The organism is Luteolibacter yonseiensis (assembly GCF_016595465.1).
GTDB classification, from domain to species: Bacteria; Verrucomicrobiota; Verrucomicrobiia; order Verrucomicrobiales; family Akkermansiaceae; genus Luteolibacter; species Luteolibacter yonseiensis.
Window position 1 is genome coordinate 291,532 of the sequence record NZ_JAENIK010000009.1, and the last position, 18,355, is coordinate 309,886.

The following is an 18,355-nucleotide window of genomic DNA, read 5'->3' on the forward strand; positions in this document are numbered from 1 at the left end:
GGGGACCAAATTATTAGGTTTCATCCCAATGTAATGGCGATTTCGGGTTCTCCGGTCGATAAGGGATGGATTTTCATTCTGTTGGGCTGGTCATGTGTTTTCGTTTGTGCCGTGGTGACGTTCAAAGGTGGAAGGACGGTGCCTAAATTCATGTTCAGTTGTGTCTACTCCTATTTGGTTCTGCTCCTGAGCCTCTTTCTTCTCAGGAGCCTGTGCCTGAACTGGCTGAAAGCTTCCGTTTTCATCTAGTTTGCCAATGATCGCAGCCATGTGACGGCGGTGTTTGAGGGACGTTCCTGTCCGGAACGTTCCTCCTCGTGGGAGTCGTGAAAACAAGGACCGCATGTCCTTCAGTCGGGCTGTCGGGAATCTCGAACTGCTGCCGGAAGCCCTCGTCACGCCGTTTTCAGAGTGCAAGTTCAAGGACCACGGATTCAAGCGGCCGAGGCAACAGGAAGAATCGAGCGGGATACGTCATCCGGCGCATCCCGGAGGATGACGGAGGATGACGGAGGATGACGGAGGATGAGGGAGGATGAGGGAGGATGAGGGAGGATGAGGGAGGATGAGGGAGGATGAGGGAGGATGAGGGAGGATGAGGGAGGATGAGGGAGGATGAGGGAGGATGAGGGAGACGCATGATGTTAGATGTTTCTTCGTTCAGGCGGGATTCGTTCTCGACGACCGGAGGGAAATCCTTGAAATGTACCGCATGGCACAGGAAGCGATATTCAACGATGCATACGAGGACACGCTCAAGCACCTCTTCAAGATCTTTTTCGAAGCCCGCTTGATCGCGAAAAACGATACGGAACGCGAGGTGGCCGAAGACCGGTTCATGACGGGTGCCCGCATCGCCCGGGAAACACGCGACCGGGCCGTCGCCCTGCTTCCCTGAACGGGCAGGTGGAGATTTTGAAGAGAATCGGTGTCGGCAAGAATGAAAACGGCGGCTGTGACCGGGATGCGTTCGGAGTGGAAAACAGATCCGGTCATAACGATGACCCGGATAAGGATAAGGATAAGGGGTGGGTTGTTGTATCACATCACTGGCTGGTATCCCAGGAGATATATGACAGCATATATGACAGCAAGGGACATTCCACCGTCACCGCTTCGGCGGATGTTCACGATCTCAGGGTTTTTCGCCAGACATTGTTCGATGAACCGGGATTGAAAAGTCCCGGATGACGGACCGGCTGCCATTGGGATTTCCACCACACAGGTATGAGGAAGAATGAATGAAAAGCAGATGATGATATGAAACCTAAGACGTTTTCCGGTGCTTCCATGATCCGTTGCTTCGCGGCTTCGGCAGCTTTTTTCCTCAATGCCTGTGGGACATATTCTCCACTAAAGGACGAACCCGCGGGCAGGTTGCCGGCAGCTCCGGATGACAGGGGGGTGAAAGTGACGTTTCTGGGAAACACGACCATCCTGGTCACGGATGGGGAAACCACGCTCCTGGTTGACGGGTTTTTCTCCCGCCCGGGTCCCTTGCGGACGTTGTTTGGAAAAATCGGACCGGATACCTGCGTGATCGAAGAAGAACTGGACCGGGCCGGGCTTGGTGCTCCGGGGAGTCTGGATGCGATATTGGTCGGACATGCCCACCACGATCACGCGCTTGATGCCGTGGAAGTCGCGAGGCGGACCGGGGCGCTTGTCATGGGGAACGACTCATACCGTCACATTCATGAGGGAAACGGTGGCAACAACGATCCGGAACATCTTTGGATCACCCCGAGGGACGGAACGAGGAAATCGATCGGGAAAAGCGGCAAATTCACCGTGACATTCGTTCCATCCGGGCATGTGGGATCCCACCGGCTCGCCCAGAGAATGGTCGAGGGGGATATCGAAAAGCCGTTCAAAATGCCGGCGCATTTCTCCAGGTTCAAATGCGGGGACGTTCATGCGATTCACATCAAGCACGATGAAGGCAGCCTGTTTGTCACAACGACGGCGGGGGTGAAGCTTGGCAGCACGAGAGGTCTCGAGGCCGATGTCGTGTTTCTCGGCGTGGGGCTTCTCGGCCAGGAACCGGATGACAGGCAGAAAGCCTATTGGGAGGAGAATGTCACGACGCTGAAACCCTCGGTTGTTGTCCCGGTCCACTGGGATGATTTTTCGAGAAAGTTGTCGAAAGGACTCAGGCCTCCGTCGCTGCTGGTCGATGACACGAAAAAGTCGATCGGTGTCGTCAAAAACAAGGCTGGTGATGAAATCATCCACATCATGGATCTGGACGATTCCATTTATCTGAAAGGTGGAAAGGTCTTGAAAGGTCCGAGCCCCAGGAGAAGAGGCTCCGCGCGGACGGAAGAACCAGGCAAAACCCACTTGTTTGACAAAAAATGAAAACGATCTCCGAATTAATCGAAGCATTGCGAGGCATCGACCTTGGAGAATCAGGGAATGTGGGCGCCTTTGAAAGGGGGCTCGCGGAGGTGGTCGCCCTGCGGACCACGGATTCGATCGTTCCCCTTATGGGCTTGTTCCGTGATGATGCCCCATACGATGAGCTGATGTTCTCGATCATCCATGGCATCGAGGTCTTCGAAGATGCGGCCTATGTGGCCGAAGTCCTCCGCGATGTTTCGTCATTCTGCAGCGGGTCTCCGCGCTGGGCTTCGATAGTTTTCATGAGGATGCTCAACACCGAATCGACGCGGCTGGAACTGGTGAGACAGCTGCGCGATGCGGATGCCGGCACAAAGGCCGCGGTCAAATCCCTGATGGAGAAGATCAACGCCCGCAGTTTCGAGTTTTTGCCGAAGACCACGGCCGTCATCGCCGCCGCCTCCTGACCCGCAGCGGGAAAGCCTGATCACGCACCGTCGTCACGTGCCTATCTTCGGGTGTTGACGCATTTTTGGCCCTGTGGGATTTTTTCGACACGGAACCGGGGCCGGAATTCCACTGTCCGGAAGAGTTCGGAAAATGTACCCAAGGGCGAACCCGGCATGCGCATGCCGGGAATATGGCGGGGGATCTCACTTCCCCGCTTCCTTTTGCTTCTGTTCTTCCTCATGGCGGCGCCGCATTTCCAACATCTCCGCCAGCTTGCCGGACGCCTGTTCTTTCGCCGCGGGATCCTGTATCCGCTCGATCCACGCTTGCGCCCGCTCGATATCTCCCGAGTCGATGATTTCATCGGCATAGGTGGCCGTGATGAGATCACGATCGGCCGGAACCAGCCGGGAGAGGTTCTTTTCATACCAGTCTGTTGCTGCCTTCGGGTCGTCCCAAAGCCAGTGATCCACGGCGGACCCGATGTCGCGCTTCCTGTCGGGTTGGGTGGATCTCAAGAGGTGATCCATGGTATGGGGCGCGTTTTTCTGGACCATCCCCCTGATGGTCTCTTTTTTCTCGTCCTGAATCATCTCTCTGTCCTCCCCCTTTCCTGGAGTGACCGACTTCAGCTTCTCCCATTGCTGGAAGGCATCCAGGGTCCTGTCCCGGACAACCACGGAAACGTAGCCGGCGGCGGAGAGCAGCCCCTTGGCCTTGAGTTCCTCCGCCGTCCGGATCACCGCGGCATTGGCGGCAGGATCGTCCGCAAGCTGTTTTCCGAGGATCTCTCCCGCATGGCGGCTGATCTGAAGCTGGGCGGCGCGCTCCCTGCCCATGCGGGCCACCAGGTTTTGAAGATCGGGAGAAGTCAGCACCTCCGCGAGGTCCGCCGGCGAAAAGCGGCTCAGGTAGCCCTTGAAGACATCGGATATCTCCGAGTTCATGTCCCCGATCCTCGCCAACAGGTCCCGCTGCGGCAGCCTGGCGTGTGCGAAGTAATCCCGCAGCATGGCGCTCCTGATATGGCTCCGGTCCTCGGGGATCACCTCCCAGGCTCCGTCGGAAAACCCAGCCTCGCACAGTTTCCGGATCAGCGCGGAAGCGAAGGCCTTCCGTTCTTCAAGCTTGGCGGTTCTCTTGAAAAAATCCTCCATCAGCGTCTTCGCGCGGTCCGGTGTGATGTCGTCCGGGATGTCTCCTTTCCGCTCCCCGGGAAGGCCTCCCGGTTTCTTGCGGAGATCCACCGGGCTCGACCCCGTTACCGGTGTGGCGGATTCTGAGACACCGCGGTTTTTTCCGGGGCCGTGATCCGGTGTCCGTGGCATTTGCTTCACCGGCATCAGATGGAGCGCGGCAGCGCCAGCGCCGATGAGGCTCCCGAGGAGGATCAGGAATTTCGTACGTCCGGACATCATTTTGATATTTTTCTATTATACGGATTGCCGAAAGATATTTCCGGAAATTAAAATGATCGTGTCAGTCCTTTGCGGTGTTCGGAGTTCAAGCTTTAGCGGACAGCGCCAGCCTGTTCTTCCGAATGGCAATCCCAACTTCGTGAAAGGGCGGAGGTCTGTGAACATATTGTGGCTGGTGAAAGAGATGGAGTCTTGTGAAAGAGCAAGCTGAAGCTTGAACTCCGGACAATGTTCCGGCGGATCGTCGGTGTATTGTTTTGGCAACGACTTTTGGCACTCAGTATATGTGAATTTGGGGGCGGATGGTGTTCGGCCGATTCTCAGGCCGGAGGTTCAGGTGGAAACCACTGTCAATTTCCCGCCCGGGGTTTCTGTTTTCCCGCTTCTTTGGCCGCGATCATCTCCAGCGCCTCCGCTCTCCTCGCTTTATCCGGGATTTCCTTGGTCCACAGCCGCGCTCCCTCGAATTCGCCGGCCTGGAGGGCCTTGCCCACGAAGGTGTCCGCGGCCACGGTCCGCTGCCGGTGGCTCATCCTGTCGCGGTTCGCCACGAACCATTCCGAGGGTTCCGACGAATGGATGTCCACCCATCTGCCGATCGCCGAGGCCAGATCCCGGTCTTTATATTCGCTTTGGGACTTCAGCATCAAGCTCAAGGTCTGGGGAGCATCCTCGGCGAGCATTCCTGAGATGAAGTTGCCACGGTCCCTCATGAACTGTTGCTGATGATCCTTATCCTGAAGGGAGGACATGTTGACCAGGCGCATTCTCTCCCACTTGTCGAAAGCGCTCGCGGTCTTGTCGGCATTCACGACTTCAAGATATTCCTCAGAGCCCAGCAGACCCTTCGCGTTCATATCTGCCGCGGTGTTGATGATCACGAAATCCGAATTCTCACTCTCACCGAGTTTCATCATGAATTCATTCCTGACGGCTTGGTTCAGATGCACCTGCCAGCGATTCGGGTTCACCTTTTTCAACAATTCCCGCACTCTTTCGGAAGAAGCCGCCTCGGGGATGTCCGCCGGACTGAAGCGGCGGAGATAAGAGCGGAATCCATCCAAGGTATCGCCGAGCTCGGTGAACCGCTCGATCTTGCTCAGGAGCTGGTCGGAAGGAAGGTCCGCATACGCGAAGTAGTGCCGGATGAGATTATCCCTGAGCAGTCCCCGCTCATCCGGAATGAGATCCTCCGCTTCCTCGGAAAAGCCGTTGTCACAGAGTTTCTCCATCAGCAGCATCGCATGGCGGCTCTGTTCATTAAGATCCGGGTTGCCGGCGATGAATGCGGCCAGGAGTTTCTTCGCATGTTCCGGATCCAGGTCCGGAGGCAGGGTGGCCTTGAGCTTCTCACCGACACTCCAGCGTTTCGGCTTGTCGGGAGGCCGGTCATTCCGATCCGCCGCCTTGGTGCGGTTTTCCCCTTGGAAAACCGCTTGAGGGCCGGACTTCGCATCACCCGCCGCCGCGTCCTGGCGGGTGGGGTGGCGGGTCAGCAGATACGTGGCGGAAACGCATGCCACCACTATCACAATGAAATAGGTTTTGGATTTTTTCATGAGAACGACGCTTCTCAATTCGTGGGCTTGACCACTGGCCAACGGCGCGCATCCCTCTTCGGCCAGAAAACGTGCAACCGGCATTTCTTCAACATTTCCATCCGTGAGATTTCCGCGGGAGTCGTCGCGGTCCCGAGACGGAGCAACTTTTCATGAATCGCCCCCAACAGGATAGGGGAGAAGACTTCCCAGTCCCACGGGCCCAGGGCGAATGTGTGTTTGCCGGATTCATCCACCGCGATCACCCACGGCTCCTGGCCTCCGGAGATATCCGAATGTCTCATTCCCAGCCAGGAAATGTCCCCGTTCCCCGTATCCTCCTGATAGTTCTGAAATTCGATCCAATAGTCGGTCCCTACCTGAAAGATCCCGCTGAAGCGGATGATGCCTCCCTCCGGCAACCGGCAGGTGCCCCCGTTCCGCGCGCCGACCTCTCCCACCTTCTCCATGTGGAAAGCCTCCGCCCAGACCCATTTCAAGGGGCCCTCCGCCAGATACTTCTCACCGTCCCATTCACGGGGCCTGGGTTTTCTGAAAAAAAGCCCGCGTTCGTCGCGGATGACCGGTCCGGGCTCGCCGTGTTTCAGGAAAGCGAGGTGCGCGGGCACATTCTGATGCGGGTTCCAGAATTCGAACGTCTCATGGGCGGGGATCCGCTTGCGCAGATGATCCCAGACGGGTCCCGCGCCCCACCGGGCATCTTCCCCGCCGAAACGTCCGATCAGCAACCGCCCCCTATAGACTCCGGCCGCGGCGACCGCGGGATCATCCGGGATTTCATACACATCGGCTCTCTTCCCCGCGAAACTGATTCCGCTCAAGTGGAGGAACTCCCCGTCGCGCAGCCCCCGGACATCCAGGACGTCGTCGACGCGGACCCATTTCTCTTCGCCGGGCATGTCCGCTTTCCTTGTGATCCTCACGGGGGTTTTCGTATGGACCTCCTCATCAAGGTAGCTGGGGGCGGCATCGTATTCCCCGTCGAATCTTTCGCTGACGAAGATCCATGGCATCAGGGAACCGATGACCATGCCGAGGGAAAGCCCCAGCGTCCTGCGGCGTCCCACCGCGACGAGCCACCAGCACAGCGGATAGAGGACCGCCCCGGCGAGCGCCATCGTCAGCACATTGCCGAATTCATAATCAAGCCGTGTTTCATCATACACCTGCAGCCGGTACCGGTATAACACCGCGGCCGACAGAAGCGGCATGACGAAAATCGCGAGGTAGGCCCAGCTCTTGCGATGGTGGGAGCTCGTGGCGGCGCTCGTCGCGAGGCCGCATGCCGCCATCAGCGTCCATGCCGGCATGGTCAGCACGGCGAGCCCGAAGGAAATCATGCGCCAGCCGAAGTTCAGCAACAGGCAGCCGGCCACGATCGCGAGGGAGATCCCGGCAAGGACCATCCCATGGATCAGCAGGGTCCGGGCGAAGACCCGTGCGTCGTTGGTGGGAAGCGTGCGGTGGAACGCGTGGTCGTCCAGCGGCGGCGCGTCGCGCACGGCGCTCCAGGTGAACAGCGCGATGAGGAACGGCATCGCGCCAAACGCATGCGAGGCGATTTCATATACGGAAGGATCCGGCCACAGCAGGAGCAGGGCATACGCGGCGATGATGCCAAAAGCGAGGTAGCGGGTGAAACGTGAATGGGGCATGGGTTCAGTCGGGTTGGGTGCGGTAGCTCCGGGCCAGGGCGACGAAGATCTCCCGCAGCGTCATCCGCCGGGCCTCATGGCGGCGGTGCTCCGGGAAGATCCGAGCCAGCAGTGTTTCGCTACTGGATTCATCGTAGCTGGCGTCGGTGAAGCGCAGGGTGCGTCCGGCGGCTTTCGGATTGAGCCAGGTGGCGGGCAGTCCGCCGGGGAGGGGGGCATCGTCATCGAACCACAGCTCCACGCTGCGGAACCGGGATTGAAGCGTTTCCACGTCCTCCTGGATGTCGACCCTGCCGTCGTTCAGAATGGCCACGCGGTCGGCGAAGCGCTCCACCTCCTCGATGTCATGTGAGGAGATCCACACCGTCCAGCCTTCGGTTTCGGTGAGTTCGAGCAGACCGGTCAGAAACTCGTCGCGCACCAGCGGGTCGAGTCCGGAAAACGGCTCGTCCAGCACGACGAGCTGCGGACGGTAGGCCAGCGAGGAAAGGAGCGCCGCCTTCATCCGTTGTCCGCGCGACAGTGCCCGCAGCTCGGTTTTCAGCGGGAGATCGAACTCCGCCAGCAGCTTCTTTTCGAAATCCCGGTCCCAGGATCCGTTATACATCGGCCTCAGGTAATTGAGCAGTTCCGGCACTGTCATCCACCCCGGCATCATCCGGTTTTCCGACACATAGCCGATGCTCTGCCACTGCCTCGGCCCGAGCGAGCGCGCGTCCACGCCGAGGACGGAGACATCCCCCGCATCGCGGCCGATGAGGTTCATCGCGCACTTGATGGTGGTCGTTTTTCCCGCGCCGTTGGGTCCGAGAAAGGCGGTGACCTTTCCCTGGGGAATGTCGAGATCGACGCCGCGGAGGGCGTCGGTGCCATGGAAGCGCTTGTGTAGGCCGCGGATGGTGATCATGAATTTTTCAGCGATTGGGGTCCCGGAGCCGGCGGAGCAGCGGCTCCAGATCGTCGGCGGTGAGATGAAGCGAGCGCGCCTCGTCGAGGAACCGGCGCGCGGCGGGCTCCATCAGGGAAAGGCGTTGCTCGAGCGAGGGAAGCTGCGGTGCCCGCACCACCATCCCGATGCCCGGGCGGCTGACGAGAAAGCCGAGGTCCTTCAACTGCTGCAGGACCTTGTGCGCCGTCGTCGGCGAAATCTTCAACTCCTGGGCCAGGGCCCGGACGGATGGGAAAAGGTCGCCTTCACGCAGCTCGCCGCTCGCGAGCGCATGATGCGCCGCCCGCACCACCTGATCGGAGACCGGGTCGCCATCGCGGAGTTGGAAGGAGAAGGGAAGCATCGGTAGGTGAACTAGGTGTTACAGATATCGTGTTACACCAGCAAGTATTTTTTTCACCATCGGCTTTCGTCTGGTCTTCAACCCTCCCGGGTGGTCGGCCGCGGATCACGGTCGGAGGCATGGCGGAAGGCGTTTGGATCATGGATTCCAAGCCAGATGCCGCGTTCCGGATCAAACTCCAGCTCTCCATCGACCTCGAGTTCGTCAAGTTCTCCCAGGTCGTTCGCGTCGTCGGAGTAAAACACGACCCGCATTCCTTCCTTTGGTCCCCCACAACTGTTGAGATCGCCGATGCTGCCTCGTGCCGTCAAAACCAGCTTTCCATCATCAACCTTTTGGAAATCCGCATAGATTCTCGGGTGACTCATCTTATTGACGGTTTTGAAGTATATTATGGGATGGATGAAGGACCCGACAATTGCCGCTTGTTCCTGCGGCTTGAAGGCTGTCTCTGGAATCGAAGGCGGCCCCGGTGCGCGGGAGCATCGCAACTGTCCGGATGTGGTAAATGATACCTGTTTCCGGAGGTCCGTGATCCGATGGTTATCCGCCTTTTTGAGAAGTGGCGCCTCCCGTCAGACCACCTTTCCCCCGTTATCGACAGCTGTCTTGTGTTGTTCGGAAAGATTCTTCTCAAGCTCGAAAAGGCGATCTATATCATCCCGCACTTGTTTTTCCAGATCGGAGCTTGCCTGCTGTTCTCGAAGGAATTTTTTGAAATGATTTTCCATCCTGGATTTTCCCTCCGGATAAAACATGCGTTTTCCCGGTTCGATATCGGCCTCGCGCAGCAAGGTGTCAAGTCGTCCCCTGATCGAGCCGATCAACGCAACCGAGGAAGTCAGCAGCGACGCGTCCTTTGCCCGGTTCGCTGTCAGGTAGCTGGTGTAACAGGTCACGCAAAACCCCAGCATGGTCAGCGAAGCGGTGGCCAATGTGAGGAAAGGACCTACGAGGCCGAGCCTCTCCACCGCCGTGAGCTTTTCCCTTTCAGGTCTTGCATCCCGCGGGACAACGAGGGGGTGCGTGGTGCTGTCGTTCCCGGCATCGGCGGTGTTTTCCCCGGCGCCTCCGCTTCCCACTTTGGCCGGTGCCCTGACCAGGACCTCCTCGGATTGAAAAAAGGCGATCTTCCGAAAATTGTCACAGCCTACCACCTGGAGGGCCAGCCAAAGCGCCCCCACAAGGAGCACGGAGGACAAGGACGAAAAAAGGAAGAACAATGCCGTGAATATTCTTTTCCACATATCAAATGGGGGGATGTCTATCTAACTAACATCAGACCCACTTCTTTCTTGCGTTCCAAGCAGAAAAAATTAGAAACCGGACAATCCCCCCCCTCCATGCCCGATTTCCCCGAGATGAAGTTGGAGAGCGCCCTCCGGAATGCTCTTCCCGCCTGGCCTGCCGACAACGATTCCAATCTTTTCTGGATAGGACTCTCCTGTCGTTTCAAGTATCATAACCAGCCCAAGATCGATGTCTCGTCGGGAGGCAAATCATACAATGATTTTTACTGCCATCCGAGGCATCTGATCGAAAAGATCCGCGGTTTCCTCGAGGATTCCACCGGAGGCTCCATCATGGTTACCGGATACCGCGGCACCGGCAAGACATCGCTTGTGGCGGAATCCATCCGCGAGATCCAGGACGGCATCAGCAACGGGCAACTCCCCCCCCTGGTTGCTCCGGGATGTAAGGGCGGCTTGGTGCCGGAACCCATCATCCTCCAGGTCCGCGTGAATCTCTCCACCGTGTCCACACCGCACGAAGTGCTTGTGCTGTCCATCGAAAGCCTCACCCAGGCGTTGGACTCCAAAGCTCCTTGGAACGATATCAATTGTGATAAGTTCAAAAAGATAAAAGGGGATCTCGCGGACATTGTGAAAGGAATGAATTCCTCACGTGTCCAAAAGCATATTCCCCCGGCCAATCCCGTCTTCGGCCAACAGGAATCCCCATCCAGCAAGCGGGGGCACGAGGAAAACTCGTTCAAAAGCGAGGCGATCTCGATCTCCCAGGCCAAGTTCCGCGATTGCATCGCGGAATTACGGGAGGGGACCTTTTCAAACAAAAACGAGGGCAAGCGTTACAGAATTCCCATGATCATCTTCGTCTTCGACGAGATCGACAAGTTCCGGAGCTTGGGAAACGCGGTGGGCGAGGACGGAGAATCCAGCCGCATCGTGCAGCTCCAGGCCATCGTCGCGCAGTTGAAATCTTTCCTAGCGGAAGCGAAATCCCACCAGATCTTCGTGGCGGGCAAAGATGCCGACGACAATTGGGCGGAGGACCAGAACAAGGGGGAGGGGGTCCTGGAGTCGCTCTTCGCGGCGAATGTCTATGTACCCAGCGTGCTTTCCATCGGGCAGCTTCATCCTTCCAGAAAAGACCAGTTGTCACTCTTCGGCCTGCCACCGTCTTCGAACCAGGACGTTGCTGAACCCGCCTCCCGTTCGGGAAAGCCGGTGACGAAAGACCCGGAGCCCCCCCGTCGATCGGAAGCGGATTCAATCCCCGTGAAAACGCGCGACCTCTACCACCTGATGGCGCGGGAGATCGGTGTCAGCCGGAAGTCGATGTCCTATCTGACCTGCTTCCTGATCTTTCCCTATCTGGCTGAATACGAGGTTTACCAACTTCTCAAGCGGATCCAGAAGCGGCACTCCAACGACCCCCACGCGCTGATGGGCCGGCAGGAGATTCTGGAGAAGGCGATCACCCATCTCGAGGAGCAGCTTGAGAACTCTCTCTACAAGGAAACGAAGCCCCCCCGATCGTTGCCTCCCATGTCGGAGCGAACCTGCCGCCGCCTCCGGACCCTGATGGAATATCTCACTTACAAGGGCCGCGGAATCCCCCGCAAGATCCTGCGCGAGCTTTACTCGATGGTCCAACCGGCCCCTTCCGATACCGCGGATCCGAACAGCCTGGCAAAGCTCTACATCCGCCACAAGGGACTCGACTCGGCGGAGAAGGAGGACGGCCAAGGTTCCAAACAGACGGAGCCGGCGCCGCTCAACATCATCGCGCTCCCCAGCCATCAGATCCAGAGAATGTCCTTTTACGCGGCCATCATGGACACGCTGGATGAAAGCTTCAACGAGTTCAGCGGCATGATCGACAAGCAGCGGGTGGCGATCTTCCACATCGTGGATCATATCCTCAAGTTCTACTCCACCGGTTTCAACCGCCAGGACATCGAGCATGCCAGCTTCATGACCACGCGCGAGGAAATCTACCCGGGGCGCCCGCTGGCCATGACCATCCTCCGCATCATGGAGGGCAAGCTTTGGAAAAGAAGGGCGCTGGCCGGAGACGAATTCCGTCTTCTCCATTACGTGAACCATGATCTCGGCGTGCTCTTCCTGTGCTACGCTCCGGAGCAGATGGAGCTCCGCCACACCATCGCCGACTTCCGGCACGAGATATCGAGTCTGGATGCGGCGATCAACGCCCCGGCCGGAATGAAGTCCTATCACGCCCAGATGCGCAAGGGGCGCATCTGGGAACTCGTCGGCTCCCACCACGAGGCCCGTCTCGCCTACCACCGGGCGTTGGAATGGATCCGGTCCGATCTGGGCCACCTATGGGCGGGGCGCGACAAGAACCCGATGTTTCCTTTCACCGAGCCCCTCGTCGCCCATGCGATCGACTGCCTGCTGGCGCTGGGCCGCTTGCATGAGGAGGTCTCCGAAAATTCGGATGCGGTCCGCATTTATGAAGAGATCGAGCACCTCTATGGCAGCTACACACGCCAGGTCGGGGCGATTTGCAACAGCCAGGCACCCGGTGACCGCAGGGCCCTGGCGCGATCTCCGGCGAGGAAGACCAAGGGAAAGAAAACGATCACCCACCCAGGGAGGACGCCTGCGGCAGCGTCAGGAGTGATGGATGACAACGTCACCCATCTGTTGCAGACACTGTTGCCGGGCGAGATGATAACCACCCGCCATCGGGAAGACTTGCAGGCCCTTCTTCAAAAGACACCGCCTGTCAGCCCGAGCAGCATCAAGGCCGCGGATATCGGCCTGATCCGCTCCTACAACCAAGCCTCGCTCTGCTATGCGAAGATGTCGGAAAGGGCCAGCGGCAACGAGCGTCTGCTCCGGGCGTTGTTTCATCTGGACAGGATCGGCGACGAACAGGGCATGATCGACCAGATGGTGCTGATCGCCCATGTCCTGCTCAGACGGCGGGACCTGCGTTCGGCATCCCGCTGGTATCTGGCGGCCCTGCACCGCATCCACCGCATCCGCCAATATTCCAACCTCCAGCCGAACACGGACCCACCGCGCTTCCGCCAGCAAACCGGGGCGGAATGGCAGACACCGGCCGTTTTCAAATCCTCGGAGGCCCAGATCTGGGCCTATCTCGGAGACATCTGTCACGCCACCAACGGCGTCGCGTTCCTTGACGACCCTCCCTCCCAGCCGGATCCCCAGCGTGTGGAGTCCAAACTCCGCAGTATCATCGAGTCCCTTGGATGTCCCGTTTACGAGAACAGGATTCTGGAGTATTTTTTCACGGCGGCCAGGCATCGCTTCCAGGAGATAGGAGACCGGCACTCCGCGACAAACGTCCTGCTCCGCCAACTGGAGTTCCGCATGCGGCAGTTGCGCCGCAACATCCGCAGATTGAAGGATGTCCAGGCCGGAGAAAATCCGGATGCCGGAAAAGATCCGGATGAATGCGTCGTGGCGCTCTTCGACCTGCTGACGACCTGGCGCGGTTTCTGGAAGAGTTCGCGTCTCGCTTTGGAAAGCCAGTATATCGCCCCGAATTCCCTGAGCCGGAACCGTTCCAACTTCAGGGGGCGTCCCGGCGACAACCGCCTGATCGGCAATGCGAGCCGTCTCGTCGGAGAGTTCCTCCGGGAGATTTCCTTTTTCATCACGATCGTTCAAGAGGTGTTCGCCATTTCGACGGACGACGAGGGGATTCCCACATTCTGGCGGGGAATCACCCAGGGCCAGCTGAAATCAGAAGGCTGCAAAAGGGCTGACTGGCTGCCTCGGGGAATGTCCGCAGGCCACGAAAAGCACATCCGCGAGATCGTTTTGGGGGAGGCCCCGGTTCTGGGCTACAACCATTACCGCGCGATCATGTCCCAAATCCTGAATGTCCCGGCCTCCGACGAGACCTTCGGTGACCGCTTCGGGGCCGGAGGCTCCATCAGGCGAACCCCTTCCACCCTCCCTGGCGAGCGCGGAATGGGGTCCCCACTCTTCCGGGTGAATACCGGCAGCGACGAGGATCCCGGCAAGAGCGGGAGCGTGCTGGTGATCGAAGCCGTGCAGCGCAAGATCGTAGAGATTTTCGACGCATCCGGGGAGGAGGATCCTGCCGGTTTCAATATTTTGGACGACCGGCTGGGTGTGCTGGGCGCTGCGGAAGCAGCCGTTCTCCACGGTTATCTTTACCATCGGGACTCCATGTCGGACTTCGAGCAGGCGATGACCACCATGGAGGCATGTTCGGTGTATCACTCGACCCTGTATCTTCTGGAACTCGCTTTCGAGCCGGGCGGCGCGCTTGCCTCGTCCGCATCCCTCCGTGGCAACCTCCATGAGTTGCAGGACATCCTCCACGAGGTTGCGAAAAGATTCGCCGTAAACACGATCGACATTCTCAAGCGGGAGCGGGAGCAGAACCGGAATACCTACGCCCTGCTGTCGGAGGCATACTTCGGCCTGGGGGAACTGCTCTTGTTCCGCATCAAAAGAATACTGGATTCTCCGGGACAAACACTGCCCGGCAAGAGCGGCTCCGATCTGGTTCTCGCGGATCTCTGGCGTCAGACATGGAGCGCCTTCCGGGACGGGCTCTACTGCATCCTCATGGAAATCGAGGATCTGGACCACCGCTACAGGCTGCCTGCGGAGGTAACCCATGCCTCCGGCAATCTCATGGATCCGGTGCTGCACTTCCGGATCTGTCGTTCGGTCGGCCAGCGGCATGTGTCTTTCCGCAAGCAGCGGATGGCGAATGCGGAAATCGAGGGAATCATCAACGAGATCAACTCCGCGGTCTCCGGTGTCATGCCCTACGGTCATGACGGGGACGCGTGGCTTCAGGAGCTCGCCGTTCGAGTGGATCTCGCCAGCAGGCTGAGGACGGACAGGCCCACCGTGCAGATCATCGATTCCACGCCTGCCGCGGAAGTATTGTCATCTACCGGAACCGGCATTCCCGCGGAAGGATCTCACCTGTCGATCTGTTTCGTCGATCTGGATCATTTCGGGCGAGGCCATCGCTTTGCTTATTTCGGCCCGACAAGCGAGAAAGACAGAGGTAACTGAGTCATCGCCAGCACGGTTCCGCCGGAGTGGCCGCCGCTTCCGACAAGACGGAGGAAGGAGGCCCCGCGCGCCCGCCTGGCTGCTCAAAAAAGCTCTCCTTGACCGGGCATCAGACGCCGGAAACACGCGGTGCTCAGCTCCGGCGCACGTGTCGCCAGCCCGAGTCTCCGGCAGGTGACCTCGAAAAGCTCCCTCAACTGCCGGGATGGCTCGTCGCCTCCGCGCATCCGGTCCGGGCCGGTCGAACTGTTCAGCTTCCCTCCGCGCGCGGCGCGGATCCGGTCCAGCACCTTCTGTTTCCTTTCCGCGAAGTGCCGGTCGAGCCAGGACTCGAAGACCTGTGACACCGCGCCGGGCAGGCGCACGAGGCTGTAGGAGGCGAAGCTGGCACCGGCATCCTTGCAGGCGGAAAGGATGGCCGGCAGTTCGCTGTCGTTGACCGCCGGAATCATCGGCGCGGCGCTCGGTCCCACCGGTATTCCCGCATCCGCGAGCTTCCGCATGGCTTCGAGCCTCGCCCGGGGTGTGGAGGCGCGCGGTTCCAGTATCCTCGAGAGCGCCGGATCCAGAGTGGTCACGGAAATGAACACGCACGCCGCGTTGAATCTGGCGAGTTCCGCCAGGTGGTCGATGTCGCGGACCACCAGAGCGTTCTTGGTCACGATCCCCACCGGCTGGCGGAAACGGGCCATCACTTCCAGGCAGCCCCGGGTGATTTCGAGCTTCCGCTCCACCGGTTGATAACAATCCGTCACGCCGCTCATCGCGATCATCGCGGGCTGGTAGGAAGGCTTCGCCAGCGCGGCCTCCAGCAGCCGGGGAGCGTCTTTCTTGATGATGATCTTGGATTCGAAATCCAAGCCCGCGGACATTCCCAGATACTCGTGGTAGACCCTGGCGTAACAGTAGGAGCAGCCATGCTCGCAGCCCCGGTAGGGATTCACGCTGAGCTCGAAGCGCAGGTCCTCGGATTCGACCTTGTTCAAAATGGACTGGCTGTCGTCGCGAAGAAACGTCGTGCGCAGCGGGCGTGGATCTTCGCCGGCCCACGAGTCTTCGTCCGGCACGACGTGCAGGGCCTCGAAGCGATTGGGAGGATTGTCCCGGGCTCCTCGTCCGGTGGGTGGTTTCATGGCCGGAACATCACATCGATCGGCATTGATTTCAATGTTCATATGAACATTTTATTCGACTTGAGGGTGTCAGCGTCAACGAGGCGGCCCGCATCGAACGATTTCACAACCCGTCTCCGTCCACTTTCACGTTCCCCCGACCGGCTGAAAAAATAGGGCGAAATTTTTGTAACTTTAGGACCCTCTGGTGGAGTACCTGTCTGATGGAACCGCACGCGCCGTACCCTCAGAACGATCATTTCATTCGGGAGTTGACCAACTGCCAGGCGATACTGTGTGGTTATTGCAAGGCGGCGCTGGGTCCTTCCGAAGATGCCAAGGACGCGTGGCAGAGAACGAACGTGACACTTTGGCGCAAGGCTGCCGAGTGGCGGCCGGAGCTGGATTTCCTGCCTTGGGCATTGGCCGTCGCACGCTTCGAGGTGCTCGCGACGGTTCGTGACAAGCAGCGGGAGCGGGTGGCCTTCGATTCGGATGTGGTCGAACTCATGGCTGATGAGTCCGTGCAGGCGGCGATCGACAGCGGGTCGCGGCACGAGGCGCTCGACCATTGCACCGGAAATCTGCCGGATCGCCAGCGCCGGATCCTGTTCGGGCACTACGTGGCGGGGTTTCCGCTCGCGGAGATCGCGTCCGCAAATGCTATGACGGAGGGCGCGGTCAAGGTCCTCCTGCTCCGTGTGCGGCGGAGCCTCGCCGCTTGCATCGAGAAGTATGAACAGAGGGAGGTCCTGCCGTGATGCCAAACCCATCCAGCCAACCGTTCGACCGTCTTGAGGAACTGCTCGTCGCCGCAGCCAGCCGGCGGCTCACCACGGAAGAACGCCGCGTGCTCAATGAAATCCTGCGGACCGATTCCGCCGCGCGTTCCCACGCCGCGCGCTGGTTGATCGACGATGCCATTCTCGCCAATCAACTCCGCGAGGCGGCCGCGATCGGAATCTTCGGGGGGGCTCCCGAATGGGCGGCAGTGGGAGACAGGCAGGCCGCCGCCAAACAGACCGCCACCCGGGCGGCGGTGCGGAATCGACGGCCTCTTGCCCTCGCGATTGCCGCGGCCCTGGCGATTTGCGGCGCGGTCCTCTGGTTCAATTTTGCGAAGAATGAGCCGACCGTCGCCCGCTTCGGCGCGCTCGACGGGTGTCAATGGGTGAAAGCGGACAATGAACCGAAAACGGGAGACGGACTGAAGGCCGGGCAGATCATCGAGATTTCCGGAGGCCGTGCCGAAATCAATTTCTCATGCGGAGCAGTGACCACCCTTGAGGGGCCGTGCATCTTCGAAGTGAAATCCGGCAAGGAGGCATTGCTGGTGCTGGGCAACTGCAGCACCCGCGCCGAGCACCCGGACTCCAAGGGATTCGTCCTCCGTACCCGCACTTCCACCATCGTCGATCTCGGCACCCGGTTCGCCGCCCGGGTCGCGCCGGACGGCCACAGTCACGTGGAGGTGACCGAGGGAGAGGTGGCCGTCCATCTTCCGGGAGAACGCTCGCCCCATCTTCTGCGGCTTGGGGATTCCCTCTCGTTGGAACCCGGACGCGCGCGGGTCATGGTGCGCATCGAGCGGGGGGATGAAAGCCCGGACTTCCGTTTTCCATCCATCGCCCCGCCTTCGGATTCGGACTATGCGGATGCCCGCCAGGGATTCGCCAGCATCTCGCTGGGAAGCGGCACCCTCCGCGCCCAGCACCAGCACAACGGACGCAGCGGCCCGGTGGAAAAACTTCTCAACGGACGCGGACAGTCCACCCAGGACCAGCCCGAGGATTCGGTTTTTTTCGAAGACGACACCCGTGGAAGCCTCCTGCTGGATCTCGGCCGCAAGGTGGGGATCGAAAAGATCAACACTTACTCATGGCACGAGAATTTCATGACCAAGGTCAACCGCCTGCGCGCCCAGCAATGCTACCGGCTTTACGGCAGTGACCGGGACAGCCCCCCGTCCATCACCGACGAGCCGGAGGCCGCCGGGTGGACGCTCATCGCGCGGGTGAACACCGACGAGCACTTCGCCGTCCGGAATCTGTTGGACCGTCCCGCCCAACAGGCGTGTTCGATCACCTCGCAGACCGGTTCGCTGGGACGCTACCGCTATCTCCTCTGGGCGGTCGAACCCACCCGGGTTCCTGACAAGGAAACCCTCAACCACACCTTCTACGGCGAATTCGACGTGTACGCCAAACCCTGACTTTCTCTAACA

General features: G+C 59.5%; 16 protein-coding genes. 7 read left to right on the forward strand and 9 right to left on the reverse strand.

Features of this window, described 5'->3' with window-relative positions; translation table 11 throughout:
- Positions 1–90: 90 nt before the first annotated feature.
- Positions 91–270, reverse strand: coding sequence for a hypothetical protein (locus JIN84_RS08775; RefSeq protein WP_200350665.1), 180 nt, complete (start codon positions 268–270; stop codon positions 91–93).
- 73 nt (positions 271–343) lie between these two features.
- Between JIN84_RS08775 and JIN84_RS22970 the strand changes: the two genes are divergently transcribed.
- The 4 genes from JIN84_RS22970 (at position 344) to JIN84_RS08790 (ending at position 2,810) form a co-directional block, all read left to right on the forward strand.
- The gene (locus tag JIN84_RS22970; protein ID WP_234043374.1) at positions 344–499 is read left to right on the forward strand and encodes a hypothetical protein; all 156 of its coding nucleotides are present in this window, start codon (positions 344–346) and stop codon (positions 497–499) included.
- A gap of 204 nt (positions 500–703) precedes the next feature.
- Positions 704–898: a hypothetical protein gene (locus tag JIN84_RS08780; RefSeq protein ID WP_200350666.1), complete on the forward strand. Its 195-nt coding sequence runs from the start codon at positions 704–706 to the stop codon at positions 896–898.
- 392 nt (positions 899–1,290) lie between these two features.
- Entirely contained in the window at positions 1,291–2,361 is a 1,071-nt protein-coding gene (locus JIN84_RS08785) for an MBL fold metallo-hydrolase (RefSeq protein ID WP_200350667.1), read from the forward strand.
- Positions 2,358–2,810, forward strand: a complete 453-nt coding sequence (locus JIN84_RS08790) for an Imm30 family immunity protein (RefSeq protein WP_200350668.1) — start codon at positions 2,358–2,360, stop codon at positions 2,808–2,810. The genes JIN84_RS08785 and JIN84_RS08790 overlap by 4 nt, the downstream gene beginning before the upstream one ends.
- A gap of 186 nt (positions 2,811–2,996) precedes the next feature.
- Here the strand turns inward: JIN84_RS08790 and JIN84_RS08795 are convergent, their stop codons facing one another.
- From JIN84_RS08795 to JIN84_RS08825, 7 genes are all read right to left on the reverse strand, one after another.
- Positions 2,997–4,211, reverse strand: a complete 1,215-nt coding sequence (locus JIN84_RS08795) for a hypothetical protein (RefSeq protein WP_200350669.1) — start codon at positions 4,209–4,211, stop codon at positions 2,997–2,999.
- A 350-nt stretch (positions 4,212–4,561) separates the two neighbouring features.
- Positions 4,562–5,770 (reverse strand): hypothetical protein, encoded by a 1,209-nt coding sequence (locus JIN84_RS08800; RefSeq protein WP_200350670.1) that lies wholly within the window; start codon positions 5,768–5,770, stop codon positions 4,562–4,564.
- Positions 5,771–5,784: 14 nt separating this feature from the next.
- The gene (locus tag JIN84_RS08805; protein WP_200350671.1) at positions 5,785–7,425 is read right to left on the reverse strand and encodes a hypothetical protein; all 1,641 of its coding nucleotides are present in this window, start codon (positions 7,423–7,425) and stop codon (positions 5,785–5,787) included.
- 4 nt (positions 7,426–7,429) lie between these two features.
- Complete coding sequence (locus tag JIN84_RS08810; protein ID WP_200350672.1) at positions 7,430–8,332, reverse strand: ABC transporter ATP-binding protein; 903 nt, start codon at positions 8,330–8,332, stop codon at positions 7,430–7,432.
- A gap of 7 nt (positions 8,333–8,339) precedes the next feature.
- Positions 8,340–8,717: a GntR family transcriptional regulator gene (locus JIN84_RS08815; protein WP_200350673.1), complete on the reverse strand. Its 378-nt coding sequence runs from the start codon at positions 8,715–8,717 to the stop codon at positions 8,340–8,342.
- Between the two features lie 77 nt (positions 8,718–8,794).
- The gene (locus JIN84_RS08820; RefSeq protein WP_200350674.1) at positions 8,795–9,085 is read right to left on the reverse strand and encodes a hypothetical protein; all 291 of its coding nucleotides are present in this window, start codon (positions 9,083–9,085) and stop codon (positions 8,795–8,797) included.
- Between the two features lie 207 nt (positions 9,086–9,292).
- Positions 9,293–9,652, reverse strand: coding sequence for a hypothetical protein (locus tag JIN84_RS08825; RefSeq protein WP_200350675.1), 360 nt, complete (start codon positions 9,650–9,652; stop codon positions 9,293–9,295).
- A 408-nt stretch (positions 9,653–10,060) separates the two neighbouring features.
- Here JIN84_RS08825 and JIN84_RS08830 point away from each other — a divergent pair, with 408 nt between their 5' ends.
- Positions 10,061–15,019 carry a hypothetical protein gene (locus JIN84_RS08830; protein WP_200350676.1) on the forward strand — a complete coding sequence of 1,653 codons (4,959 nt, stop codon included), beginning with the start codon at positions 10,061–10,063 and terminating at the stop codon, positions 15,017–15,019.
- A gap of 83 nt (positions 15,020–15,102) precedes the next feature.
- Here JIN84_RS08830 and JIN84_RS08835 read toward each other — a convergent pair whose 3' ends face one another.
- A complete protein-coding gene (locus tag JIN84_RS08835) occupies positions 15,103–16,152 on the reverse strand; it encodes a PA0069 family radical SAM protein (RefSeq protein WP_200350677.1) in 1,050 nt (349 codons plus the stop codon).
- 203 nt (positions 16,153–16,355) lie between these two features.
- Between JIN84_RS08835 and JIN84_RS08840 the strand changes: the two genes are divergently transcribed.
- Together JIN84_RS08840 and JIN84_RS08845 are read left to right on the forward strand one after the other, a co-directional pair.
- Positions 16,356–16,892 carry a sigma-70 family RNA polymerase sigma factor gene (locus JIN84_RS08840; protein WP_234043384.1) on the forward strand — a complete coding sequence of 179 codons (537 nt, stop codon included), beginning with the start codon at positions 16,356–16,358 and terminating at the stop codon, positions 16,890–16,892.
- Positions 16,892–18,343, forward strand: coding sequence for a FecR domain-containing protein (locus JIN84_RS08845; RefSeq protein WP_200350679.1), 1,452 nt, complete (start codon positions 16,892–16,894; stop codon positions 18,341–18,343). Before JIN84_RS08840 ends, JIN84_RS08845 begins: the two co-directional genes overlap by 1 nt.
- Positions 18,344–18,355: the final 12 nt, after the last annotated feature.